The 11,708-nt window shown below is 72.2% G+C and carries 11 protein-coding genes; 7 read left to right on the top strand and 4 right to left on the bottom strand.

The features are described from left to right. Window positions 1-221 precede the first annotated feature (221 nt). The 3 genes from QI554_RS11280 to QI554_RS11270 all read left to right on the top strand — a co-directional run bounded on the left by QI554_RS11280 (window position 222) and on the right by QI554_RS11270 (window position 2,911). Window positions 222-821 carry a SurA N-terminal domain-containing protein gene (locus QI554_RS11280; protein ID WP_281468774.1) on the top strand — a complete coding sequence of 200 codons (600 nt, stop codon included), beginning with the start codon at window positions 222-224 and terminating at the stop codon, window positions 819-821. 49 nt (window positions 822-870) lie between these two features. Next, complete coding sequence (locus QI554_RS11275) at window positions 871-1,677, top strand: hypothetical protein (RefSeq protein ID WP_281468771.1); 807 nt, start codon at window positions 871-873, stop codon at window positions 1,675-1,677. Window positions 1,678-1,858: 181 nt separating this feature from the next. Beyond that, a complete protein-coding gene (locus QI554_RS11270) occupies window positions 1,859-2,911 on the top strand; it encodes a nucleoside triphosphate pyrophosphohydrolase (protein WP_281468769.1) in 1,053 nt (350 codons plus the stop codon). Window positions 2,912-2,924: 13 nt separating this feature from the next. Here QI554_RS11270 and QI554_RS11265 read toward each other — a convergent pair whose 3' ends face one another. Continuing rightward, window positions 2,925-4,736 carry an MFS transporter gene (locus QI554_RS11265; RefSeq protein ID WP_281468767.1) on the bottom strand — a complete coding sequence of 604 codons (1,812 nt, stop codon included), beginning with the start codon at window positions 4,734-4,736 and terminating at the stop codon, window positions 2,925-2,927. Between the two features lie 119 nt (window positions 4,737-4,855). Then, on the bottom strand, window positions 4,856-6,529 hold the full coding sequence (locus QI554_RS11260) for an amidohydrolase (protein ID WP_281468765.1): 1,674 nt from the start codon (window positions 6,527-6,529) through the stop codon (window positions 4,856-4,858). 174 nt (window positions 6,530-6,703) lie between these two features. Here QI554_RS11260 and QI554_RS11255 point away from each other — a divergent pair, with 174 nt between their 5' ends. From QI554_RS11255 to QI554_RS11245, 3 genes are all read left to right on the top strand, one after another. Further along, window positions 6,704-7,138: a hypothetical protein gene (locus QI554_RS11255; RefSeq protein ID WP_281468763.1), complete on the top strand. Its 435-nt coding sequence runs from the start codon at window positions 6,704-6,706 to the stop codon at window positions 7,136-7,138. A 57-nt stretch (window positions 7,139-7,195) separates the two neighbouring features. Next, window positions 7,196-8,881 carry a serine/threonine-protein kinase gene (locus tag QI554_RS11250; RefSeq protein WP_281468761.1) on the top strand — a complete coding sequence of 562 codons (1,686 nt, stop codon included), beginning with the start codon at window positions 7,196-7,198 and terminating at the stop codon, window positions 8,879-8,881. A 118-nt stretch (window positions 8,882-8,999) separates the two neighbouring features. Continuing rightward, window positions 9,000-9,443, top strand: a complete 444-nt coding sequence (locus tag QI554_RS11245) for a hypothetical protein (RefSeq protein WP_281468759.1) — start codon at window positions 9,000-9,002, stop codon at window positions 9,441-9,443. Between the two features lie 13 nt (window positions 9,444-9,456). Here the strand turns inward: QI554_RS11245 and QI554_RS11240 are convergent, their stop codons facing one another. Beyond that, window positions 9,457-10,629: a mannosyltransferase family protein gene (locus QI554_RS11240; RefSeq protein ID WP_425527954.1), complete on the bottom strand. Its 1,173-nt coding sequence runs from the start codon at window positions 10,627-10,629 to the stop codon at window positions 9,457-9,459. 222 nt (window positions 10,630-10,851) lie between these two features. Between QI554_RS11240 and QI554_RS11235 the strand changes: the two genes are divergently transcribed. Beyond that, the gene (locus tag QI554_RS11235) at window positions 10,852-11,127 is read left to right on the top strand and encodes a hypothetical protein (protein WP_281468757.1); all 276 of its coding nucleotides are present in this window, start codon (window positions 10,852-10,854) and stop codon (window positions 11,125-11,127) included. Between the two features lie 42 nt (window positions 11,128-11,169). Here QI554_RS11235 and QI554_RS11230 read toward each other — a convergent pair whose 3' ends face one another. Next, on the bottom strand, window positions 11,170-11,667 hold the full coding sequence (locus tag QI554_RS11230) for a SigE family RNA polymerase sigma factor (RefSeq protein WP_281468755.1): 498 nt from the start codon (window positions 11,665-11,667) through the stop codon (window positions 11,170-11,172). Window positions 11,668-11,708: the final 41 nt, after the last annotated feature.

Here is an 11,708-nt window from a genome sequence, read left to right as displayed (position 1 = left end):
CGCACCGGGCCCGGGGGGGCGCGGGGCGCGGCGCCCCCCCGCCCGGGGCGGCCCCCCGCCCCCCGCCTTGAAGGAAAGTTGGCGAAGATCCGGGACTTCCCGCGTGCCCGGCCGTATCTTTGATCGTTGGTCATGGGTCCACACGCAATGCCGCGCACAGCAGCCGCAAGAACAGCGCCGCCGCACCGCCGTCACAGCGCAGTCGAACCCCGGGAGTTCGTGTGAGTCGCACGTCGCGTTCCGTCCCCGCCCTCGCCCTCCTCGCCGTGCTGTCCAGCGTCGCGCTGACCGGATGCTCCGACAGCAAGTCCGGTGCGGCGGCCGTCGTCGGGGGCGACCGCATCGAGATCTCGTCGCTCAACCAGCGCGTCAAGCAGGCCGCCGACGTGCGGGCGAGCGTGGGGGAGAAGCCGGTACCGGGGGTCGAGGCGTCGCAGCAGGAGCTGTCGCTCATGATCGACGAGCGCGTGACGGCCGAGGCCGCGCGCCGCGCGGGCATCTCGGCGACGCAGACCGAGGTCACGAACGCCGAGCACGCGTACGAGGCCGCCAACCAGGTCCCGGTGAAGCTGGTCGCCGCGCACAACGGCATCCCGGACGACCGGATCGACGCGGTCTTCCGCATGATCGTGCTCAAGCAGAAGCTGGAGAAGGCCAACCCGGGCAAGTCGCTCAACAAGCTGCTCGCGGACACGGCGGACAGCCTGAAGGTGACCGTCAACCCGCGGTACGGCAAGGACTGGGTCCCGAACGACGTGGGCGGCCAGATCTCGCCGACCGACTACGCCTGGCTGACGCCGAATCAGATCGTGACCGCGTAACGGCGGATATCCGGTTGGGCGGGTACCGCGGCTGTGGTTACATTCCGCGGTGCCCCTCATACGACGGCGTGTCGCCGCGCTTTCCGTCCTGCCCCTGCTCGTGGTCCTGAGTGCCTGCGGCACGAACGCCGGTGCGCGGGATGCCGTCGACGCCGCGAAGTCCGCCGTGCCGACGGGATCGTCACCGGCGCCGAGCGGGAATGGTTCGCCGGGCGGCACGAAGGCGCCGACCGGGAAGGCGGCCCCGCTGACGCGCGCCCAGCTCAAAGAGGCCCTGGTGCCCCGTTCCGCGATGCCGGAGGGCTGGCTCGTGCAGGTCGACCCGAACGGCTCGGGCGGTTCCGGGCGCGACAAGGCCGACACCTCCGACAAGCCCGAGTGCCGGGCGATCGGTGAAATGCTCTCGCCGGGCAAGACCTCGTTCGGCAGCACCGCCGAGACGTCGATGATCGCGATCGACTCGGCGGGCGGCGGCAAGGCGTACGCGATCTCCGGCGTGAACCTGGCCTCGCTCACACCGGACGACGTTCGGAGCCTCTTCGCGCGGACCGAACGCCTGCTGCCGGGCTGCGCGCTTATTCACGACTCGTTGGACGGCACGCCCGGCTCCGTGGAGTACGTCAGGCAGGAGGCGCCCGCCCTGGGCGACGCCGCCGTGGCGTATGCCGCGGTGACGCACGTCGGGGCAAAGGCATGGGTGCACGGGGTCGTGGCCGTGCAGGTCGGCTCGACCGTGGTCGAGTCCACGTACGTCAACCTCAGCTCCGATGAGATCCATATGCCCGACGAGTCGTTGGTGCGTCAGCAGGTCGAGCGCGTCCAGGCCGTGACGGCGGGGCGGGCGCCGGGTGCCTGACGGCGGTCGTGATGCCGTCAGGGTGCGCGGTCTGTGTGCGTGGGCGGCACGGGTCCCGAGTTCGGCGACCTGGCGGTCGGTCCGGGCGGTCCTGTTGGTCGGCTGATGGGGCCGTGCCGTCGGGGAGCGGCGCGTGGCGGGGTTCGGCGGGGCGTCGTCGGGACCCTTTACGGTTGATCCCGTGACCGCATCGAGCCCCACCCCGTCCGTCGCCCCCGAGCCCCGTCTGATCCTGCTCTCCGGAACGCACCGGGTCGCGCCCGGGCTGCTGAGCTGGCCCGCCTGGAGTGTGCTGCGCGGGACCGCCGCGGGCGGGCAGGTGCTGACCGCCGAGCCCGCGCATCCGCAGCTGCCGTACCTGCGCGAGGCCGGTGTGGACGTCACGGTCGTCGGCGCGGAGCCGGCCCCGGCGCTGGCGCGACGGCTGCTCAAGGACGCGCGTACCGCACCCGTGGTGTGGCTGTCGGCGTCCGACGGCGACCCCGAGCTCGGCGCCGCGCTCGGGCAGGCGGTGCTCGACGCCGACGACCCGGCCGCGCTTCCGGCGGTCGAGGTGCTGCCCGCGTCGTGGGACCTGCCGGGCGCGCGGCTGCTCGACCTGGTCGCGGTCATGGACCGGCTGCGTTCGCCCGGCGGCTGTCCGTGGGACGCGAAGCAGACCCACGAGTCGCTGGTGCGCTACCTGGTCGAGGAGGCGTACGAGCTGGTCGACGCGATCGACTCGGGCGACCGCTCCCATCTGCGCGAGGAGCTCGGCGACGTGCTCCTGCAGGTGGTCTTCCACGCGCGGGTCGCCGAGGAGGATCCGGACGACCCGTTCACGATCGACGACGTCGCGGGCGGCATCGTCGACAAGCTGACGCACCGCCACCCGCACGTGTTCGGCGACGTCGTCGCGGAGACCGCCGAGCACGTCGAGCGCAACTGGGAGGAGCTGAAGGCCGTCGAGAAGGGCGAGCGCGAGTCGGTCGTCGACGGCATTCCGCTCGGCCAGCCCGCGCTGTCGCTCGCGGGCAAGATCATCTCCCGGCAGCGCCGCGCGGGCCTCGACGTCCCGGTGCCGAGCACGGTCGCCGCGCCCGCCGAGGTGGACGCGGACGCGATCGGCGACCTGCTGCTGGCCGTCACGGACCTGGCGTCGCGCCACGGCGTCGACGCCGAAACGGCCCTGCGCGCCGCCGCGTTGCGGCAGCGCGACAGGGTCGTCGAGGCGGAGCGGGCCACGAAGGGCTGAGCCGCGTCGGGTCCTACCCGACGTGCGCGCCCTCGTGGTGCTCGATGCGCCGCGGCAGCACGAAGATCAGCAGGGCGACCACGCCCATGCCGCCCGCGACGCCGTACAGGGTGCGCTGGAACGCACGGGCGAAGTCGGTCGCGCCCGCCTCCTTGCCGGCCTTCTGGACCGCGGTGCGCACCTGGTCCTGTATCGGCTGGGGGATCTCCTTGAGGCGGCTGTCGTCGCACGACGCCGGGACGACGGCCGGGTCCTGCTCGTCCGCGCGGTCGTGCACGCAGGCCTTGAACCCGGCGAGCAGCTGGTCCTGGTACGGCGCCGGCAGCGCGGTGGCCGCGAGGTCGCGCTTCAGCTGCGGCGCCGCGTGGTCGGCGCTCGCCCCGGACTGCGCGGTCATGATGCTGAAGAACACCACGCCGATCACGGCGATGCCGATCGCGTTGCCGAGCTGGTTGACGGCGTTCAGCACGCCGGACGCGGACCCGGCGTCCTTCTGGTCGACGCCTGAGAGCACGGTGTCCGCGAGCGGCGGCAGCAGCAGGCCCATCCCCAGGCCCGCGACCACCAGCGGAACGAGCATCTGCCACGCGGAGATCCCCGTGCCGTAGTGGTCGACCGCCCACGCGTACACGAGCATGCCCGCCGCGAGCACCAGCGCGCCGAGGCTGAGCACGTTGCGGCCGAGCTTGGGGACGAGGAACTGGATCGACATGCCCGCCGCGACGGAGACGCCGATCGAGAACGGCACGCCGGCCAGACCCGCGTGCAGCGGCGTCCAGCCGAGGCCCAGCTGCTGGTACAGGCTCCAGGTCAGGAAGAACGCGGCCATGCAGCCCTGGAACAGCAGCAGCACGAGCATGCCCGCGGAGAACGACCGGGCGCGGAACAGGCCGAGTTCGACGAGCGGCGAGCCGTCGCGGCGGGTCTTGACCCGCTCGTACCAGACGAAGACGGCGAACAGCGGGAGCGAGCCGGCCATGCAGGCGTACGTCCACCACGGCCAGCCGAGCTCGCGGCCCTGCACCAGCGGGAACACCAGCATGAGCAGCCCGGTCGTGACCAGGCCGACGCCGACCAGGTCGAGCTTGAGCGCGTGCGGAGCCTTGGACTCGCGGACGAACACCAGGGTGGCGATGACGCCGAGCACTCCGACGGGGATGTTGACCAGGAAGATCGGCCGCCAGCCCCACCCGAACACGTCGCCCTGGATGAGGAGTCCGCCGAGGATCGGGCCGCTGATCGCGGCCATGCCCGCGATCGCGCCGTACATGCCGAACACCTTGCCGCGCTCCGACGGCGGGAACGTGACGTGCACGATCGCCAGGATCTGCGGCACCATGATCGCCGCCATGAGGCCCTGGAAGGCCCGTGCGCCGATGAGCATCCCGGGCCCGGTCGAGACGCCGCACAGCAGCGACGCGACGGTGAAGCCGGCCATGCCGATGACGAACAGCCTGCGCCGCCCGAAGATGTCGCCGAGGCGGCCGCCGGTGATCAGCACGACCGCGAAGCTCAGCGCGTACGCCGCGACGATCCACTGCACGGACGCGTAGCTCGCGCCGAGTTCGTCCTGGATGGCGGGGATCGCGACGTTGACGATGGTGACGTCGAGCAGATCCATGAAGCCGGCGGTCAGGACGACCGCCAGCGCGATCCACCGCCGCCGGTCGAACTCCGGTTCCTCGTCGGGTATTCGGGCGGGTGCCTCGTTGGCTGCCCCGTCTGACGTTCCGTCGGGTGTTCCGGCGGGTGTTCCGTCGGGTGTTCGGTCGGGTGTTCCGTCGGCGCCGGGGACCGGCGCGGGTGTCTCGATGGTGTCGGCCATGCTGTGCCCCCTCGCTCGCACGTACCTCCGCGTTCTTGATTGTGGCAAGGAGCTTGTGAACGCATTCACGCGGGGTGGGTGGGGCGGGTGCAGGCGGGTCTGGTCGGCCTCGCGCGGGGCTACGGCGTGCCGTGGACGGCACGCCCCGCGAGCCACGTGCCGCGCACCGAGATGCTCGCGAGCGTGCCGGCGTCGCCGTCGCGTACGGCGGCCCGCGGGTCGTGGCCGAGCCACACCAGGTCGGCAGCCGCGCCCGGGGTCAGCACGCCGCGGTCGTCCGCGAAGACCTGGTACGCGACGCCGGTCGTGTACGCGTCCAGCGCCTGATCGATCGTCAACTTCTGGTGCGGCGTCCAGCCTTCCTCGTCAGGCAGGCCGTCGTCCGTGCGGCGCGTCACCGCGATCGCGACGCCCTCCATCGGCACCGGCGACGTCACCGGCCAGTCGCTGCCGAACGACAACCGCACGCCGCGTGCCGCCAGATCACCCATCGGGTACTGCAGGGCCGCGCGCTCGGGGCCGAGCCGGGGGATCGTCAGTTCGCGCTGCAGCGGGTCGAGTTGCGCCCACAACGGCTCGAAGTTCGCGACCACGCCGAGTGCCGCGAACCGGTCCAGGTCGGCCGGGTCGACCAGTTGCACGTGGGCGATCACCGGGCGGCGGTCCCAGGCGGGGTTGGCGGCCTGCGCGGCTTCGACCGCGTCCAGGGCCGGGCGTACACCCGCGTCGCCGATGGCGTGGATGTGCACCTGGAAGCCGGCCGCGTCGAACGCGGTTACGGCGTCCCGCAGTTCGGCCGGGGCCCAGACCGGCATCCCGCAGGTGTGCGGCGCGTCGCAGTACGGCTCCAGCACCGCCGCGGTGCCGGACTCGATGACGCCGTCGGCGAAGAACTTCACCGTGTGCGCGGTGACCAGGCCGGCGCTGCGGGCGTGGACCCGCTCGCGAGCGGCCGTGAACGCGGCGACCTGGCCGCCGGACACCCACGTGTCGGGGTCGGCGCGGAAGGCCAGGTTCGCCCGGAACGACAGCCGCCCGCGTTCCTCGGCGACGAGGTACGGCTCGACCATGTCCGGTTCGACCCAGGCGTCCTGGACGAAGGTGACACCGCATTCGGCGTACCGCGCGCCCGCGATCCCCAGCGCCTCGACGAGCTCGTCGACCGACCGGCCGGGCACGCGGTCGAGGACCAGGTCGCACGCGTGCCACTCGCGCAGCGTGCCGCTGGGAGATCCGTCCGCACGGCGCACGATCCAGCCCAGCCGCGGATCAGGCGTGTCGGCGGTGACCCCGGCACGGCGCAGCGCCTCGGAGTTGCACCACACGGTGTGGTAGTCGCCCGCACGCAGCACGACGGGACGGTCGGCCACCACCTCGTCGAGCCACGCCGCGTCGAACACCCCGTCAGGCGCGAGCGTGGGGTCGTAGCTCGCACCCACGATCCAGTCCTCACCGGGGTGTTCGGTCGCCCAGGCGCCGACGGCCGCGATGATCTCCTCCACGCTCCCGGCGCCCCGGATCCGCGGCCCGAACCACTCCAGCCCGGCGAACATGGGATGCGCGTGCCCGTCCCCGAACGCCGGCATGAGCAGCCCGGAAACCTGGACGCGCTGCTCCGGCGGCTCTGCCTCCGCGAGCCGGACGGCGTCGTCCCCGAGCGCGACGATCCTGCCGTCGCGGACGAGGAGAGCGTGGGTGTCGCCGTGCTCAGGGCTGTTGGTGCGGATGGGGGACGTGCCGGGCAGCCCCTGGAACAGCCAGGAGAGAGAGGGAGGTTCGGGGGTGTGGGGCATGGTTTCCCTCCGCGTCGAGGCGTGCGCTGCCGGGGCACAGGCGGCCAACTCTAGCGATGCGTGATCTTGACGGATCGGTTATCCCGTCGGAATCGGCCCAGTGATGGGAATGCCTGCCGGAACCTAGCGTGGGAATCGTGGGGATCCGGGGGACGGGTTCGGAACGGGGGGACCGTGAGTGGCGCATCGGACATATACGAAGTCCGTCAGGGCCTGCTGAGAACCGTCCTGCTGCGCGCGGACGCGCGAGGCATGCGCCTCGAACGTGACTTCGTGCCGTGGCAGGACGTCGAGTCCTTGGTCGTGTGGGTGTGGATCGACCCGAACAGGGCGATGACCCGCATGATCCAGCGTCAGGGCGGGGCGTTTCCACTGCCCCGGTCGGAGGGGCTGGCGATCGTCGCCCGGCAGAACGTGCCGCCGCTGCCGATGACGGGCCGACTGCGCGACGCCGTCACGCGCGGCGAAATCCCCTGGTTCCACGCCTTTGTGGAGACGACCTTCAAGCGGCCCGATGTGTCGAGCCTGGCCTCGGTGCTCGCACGGGTCGCGCCGCATGTACGGCTGCTCGACCATCGCAGTGACCCGGTCACGGTGTGGCGGGGCTGATCGGCGTGTCTCCCACGGGTGAAGACCTGCGGTCCGGCGTCGGCGAGGATGGGGCCTGTGGATCCTCTCCTCCCCACCGATCCGTCGGTCATCGGCCGGTACCGTCTCGCCGGGCGCCTCGGGGTCGGCGGCATGGGTGTCGTGTACGCCGCTTCGGCGTCGGACGGCTCCGGCGAGCCGGTCGCGATCAAGCTGGTGCGGCCCGAGTTCGCCGCCGACGGGGAGTTCCGGGCCCGGTTCGGGCGGGAGATCGACGCGATGCGGCGGGTACGCGGGCGCTGCGTCGCGACCGTCCTCGACTGGGACACCGCCGCGCCGCAGCCGTGGTTCGCGGCCGAGCTCGTCGCCGGGCCGACGCTCGCGCAGTACGTCGCAGGGCACGGGCCGCTGCCGCCCGGACCGCTCGCCGCGTTGGCCGCCGGGGTGGCGGAGGCGCTCGTCGACATCCACGCCGCGGGCGTCGTGCACCGCGACCTCAAGCCGTCGAACGTCGTCCTCGCGGCCGGCGGACCGAAGGTTCTCGACTTCGGAATCGCGCGTACCGAGGACGCCACCGCGCTGACCCGTACCGGGCTCACCGTCGGGTCGCCCGGCTGGCTGAGTCCCGAACAGCTGCGTGGCGAGGACGCGTTCGCGTCGACGGACGTGTTCTCGTGGGGGCTGCTCGTCGGGTACGCGGCAACCGGGCGTTCGCCGTTCGGCACCGGTGCTCCCGAAGGCGTCGGGTACCGGGTCCTCGCGGAGCCCCCGGACCTCGGCGGGCTGCCGTCCGGCATCCGGGAGTTGGTGGACGCGGCGCTCATCAAGGACGCGCCGTCGCGGCCGACCGCCGCCGATCTGCTCGCCGGGATGACCGCGATGGCGGGCGCGTTCGCCGCCGGTGCGGTCGATGCCACGACGTACGTGACGGGGCTGCTGGCCCGCGACTGGGATCCGGCGTTGGCCCGGACGACCGGGCGGTTCGACCAGGCGTGGCCGATTGCGCAGCCTCCGAACCGGCGTAAGACCGTCCTGCGCCGGAGCGCGGTGGTGGCGGGTGCTGCGGCCGCGGTTGCGGGGGTGCTGATCGCGGTCAACCTCTCGGGTGGGTCCGGGAGTTCGGGTGGTTCGGGTGAGGGCGTCGGCGCCGGGAGGTCGACCACGTCCTCGGGCGGCGCGCTCGGCGGGGCGCCGTCGGTACCGGGTGTGTCCGGCGGCACCACGCCGCCGCAGAACGGAGGTTCGTCTCCGTCGAGTCGCACGCCGTCGACGCCGCCCAGCAGCCCGTCGGTCAACCTCACGCGTGTCGACTGGCGCAACCGCGGCTACCCCGACGTGTGCGCGTTCGACCCGCGTCCCACCACGCCGATCCAGGTCCGCGGCGGCACCGCGCCGCCGTCCGACGGCGTCGGTGCGAACACCGAGGTGCAGGACCCTGTCTACGGCGAGATGTCCGGCCGGTCGGTGGCGGTCCTGCCGGTCCTGTGCACGGGCCTCAACCACACGCCCGAATACCTGGTCGCGTACGCGGCCGGCCCCGACGGCCCGGTCCTGCTGGACTTCGACCTCATGGACGGCGGCCAGCGCTACATCCAGGCGACCAGGATCTCCGACGACCGGCTCACCGTCACGTACGTCGGGCACAGCCCCAGCCAGCCGCTGGCCTCGCCCGACAAGACCGTCACCGCGACGTACCGGCTCAACGGGGACGCACTCACGCCGGTCGGCGGCGACGTGCGGCAGACGGTGTCGCCGCGGTCGTAGCGACCGGCGTGACATAACGGGGAAAGACCGAAATGTCACCGTGCCGTGACCAACCCGGCGCGGGGACCCGGCGTCGTTCCAGTACCCGGAGACACCGGGAACTGGAGGTGGAACATTCATGTCCCGTCGCCGAGTTCGCGCCGCCCTGGTCACCGTCGCCTGCGTCGGCGCACTGACCACCGCCGCGGCACCCGCCACCGCGCAGCACCAGCAGCCGAGTCAGTACACCGCCAAGCAAGTACGCCATTTCCTCACGCACTTCTACGGGAACACCGGCCCCACGGCGTGGGAGCGCGAGCACCTCGTGTCCGACGACCTCAAGGACCGCGCCGAACACGCCCCGCCCGGCTTCGACCTGATCATCTGTCACAGCCACCGGCCCAAGAGCATCGAGATCGGCCCGGTCACCACAGCGCAGTCCGCGGGCGTCGGTTGGGCGACGGTCTTCCTCGGCTGGGGCCCGCACCAGGAGATCTCGGCGTTCACCGCGTACGTCGACCTCGACACGAGCCGGCCGCTGAAGCTGCTGGACGTCAACTGCGACATCCCGGAAACGCCGTAAGGCGCCACCTCGTTCAGCCTGCCCAGCGTCCCGACAGGAACGCCACGGCCGTCACCGTCGCCAGAGGCGCCACCGCGAACAGATAGACGTGGGTCACCATCGGGCGGCGCATGCTCCACGCCGCGAGACCGATCCACAGCGGCCACCACAGCAGCGTCGCGCGGGGGATCGACATGTACCAGTACGAGGTGCCGAGCGCCCACAGCGTCAGGCCCACGTACGTCGCCTCGGCCCACCGGCGCCGCGCCAACAGCACGCCGAGCAGCACCAACCCGACCACCATGCCGAGCAGTTCGAGCTGCCACTCGGCGGCGTACGTGGTCGGGTAGCCGTGGTCGAACGCCGCCTGCCACGTCGTCCGCCAGGACTCCCACGGCGCGTGGAAGTCCCGGTACCAGCCGCGGACTTCGGCGTGCTTCCAGGCGAACCAGTCGCCGGTGTGCGCCTGCAGGTACCAGGTGTACGCGAGCGGCGGGACGGCCGGCAGCAGCAGCCACGGGGCGGACCGCCACGCGCGGTGCGCCCGTACCGTGACGGCGAACTGCACGGCCAGCGCGGCCGCGACGAACAGGCCGCTCACCCGTACCGTCGCCGCACCGCACGCCAGCAGCCCGGCGAGCCGCCAGTCGGCCCGCCGGGCCGCCAGCCACGCCGGCAGCGCGAAGGCCAGGAACAACGCCTCGGTGTAGCCCGCGGCGAGGAACACCGCGCACGGCGACAACAGCAGGAACCGCACGGCGCGTTCGCCCGAATCGGCCGTCGGGATCTCCAACCGGGCGATGCGGCCGAGCGCCACCACCGCCACCGCGCCCGCGACGAACGAGATCAGCAGCCCCGACGCGGTCCAACTCGGCACCACGACGTGCACCGCCCGCAACGCCATCGGGAAACCGGGGAAGAACGCCTCGCGGTTGTCCCAGCCCTCCGTACCGGGACCGGCACCCGACGGGAAGTAGCCGTCCTTCGCTATGTGCAGGTAATGGACCCAGTCCCACCGTTCCCAGACCTCCAGCACGGACGGCGCGTGCTTGGCCTCGCCGTCGGGGGCGAACATCCAGGCGGACGCGTACGCGATGACCCACAGCCCGACGCGCGTGAGCAGGTAGAGCTGGAGCACGGCCCGGTCCGCAGGCGAGAAACGGGGCGGCCGCACCGACGCGAACCGACCCGTCTTTAGCGCCGTAATCTCGGTGGTCGTACGAACCGTCGAACTCTGAGTGAGCGTCACGGGCGCCTCCTGGGCGTGTGCGGGCGTGCGCCATCGCCGCACGGCACCAAGCGAGTTCGCCGCGCGCGGGTCAGGCGTAGTTAGTTGGGCTCAAGTCGGACGGGCAAAAAGGGAACCCGTCACCCCGGCGGCCGACTGCTCGTCGCAACCGCACCAGTCGCGTTCATCGTCGGAAACACCGTGGTCGCCAGCGCGGACGGCGCCGTATCGGTCGGCATCGGCAAGGAACCGTCGGGGCCGAAGGGCGGCGTACTCGACGCGACCGGCGCCGGCGGAGAGGCGGGAACCGTTCCGCCGCCGGACGAACCGCTCAACAACGTCCCCAACACCGCACCCGCACCGGCGACCGTCACCACCGCCGCGACGGCCAACGCCGCGACCCTGCGCCGCCGCACCCGCCGTCCCCGCGCGGCGATCTGCGCCACCGGGACGACCTCGGCCCGCGCCCGCCCATAGGCGGCCGCGTCCTGGAACACCGACCTCAACGGGTCGTGCGGCTCAGGCACCGGAGGCCTCCTCATCACGCGGGTCGTACATGAGCTGGGACAACGCGGCCCGGCCGCGCACCAGATGGGTCTTGACCGTGCTCGCGGCCAAGCCGGTCTCCGCGGCGATCTGCTCGACCGTCAGATCACACACGTAATGCAGCGCCACCGTCCGCCGCTGCTGCGCCGGGAGCCCGCGCAGCGCCGCGACCAACGCGACCGTCTCAGGCCCCGGCCCCGCCGCATGCGGCGGCGCCCCACGCCTCCGCCACGCCTCCTCGGACCTCCGCCGCCTCCGCCACCGACTCACCGCCAGCCGCCACGCCACCGTCCGAATCCACGCCTCGGGCGCCCCCTCCCGATCCAACTGCCCCCGCCGCCCCCACCCCCGAACAAACGCCTCCTGCACGACGTCCTGGGCCTCCTGATGATCACCGAGCATGACAAACAACTGACCGGTAAGACGCGCGGCGGCCTGCGCGTAGAACTCTTCGAACTCCTCAACCGTCAACCCAGCGCTCCCGGATCCTCACGAACTCACCGCACATACGC

Source organism: Yinghuangia seranimata (assembly GCF_029953285.1).
Classification (GTDB): domain Bacteria; phylum Actinomycetota; class Actinomycetes; order Streptomycetales; family Streptomycetaceae; genus Yinghuangia; species Yinghuangia seranimata.
Note: the sequence above shows the minus strand (reverse complement) of the source record. Positions and strands in the feature narration are given on the sequence as shown.

What these genes read in the sequence shown, in the direction of transcription:
- QI554_RS11265 (WP_281468767.1), bottom strand. Translation starts at nt 4,736, where the DNA reads ATGGCCGACACCATCGAGACACCCGCGCCGGTCCCCGGCGCCGACGGA.
- QI554_RS11260 (WP_281468765.1), bottom strand. Translation starts at nt 6,529, where the DNA reads ATGCCCCACACCCCCGAACCTCCCTCTCTCTCCTGGCTGTTCCAGGGG.
- QI554_RS11245 (WP_281468759.1), top strand. Translation starts at nt 9,000, where the DNA reads ATGTCCCGTCGCCGAGTTCGCGCCGCCCTGGTCACCGTCGCCTGCGTC.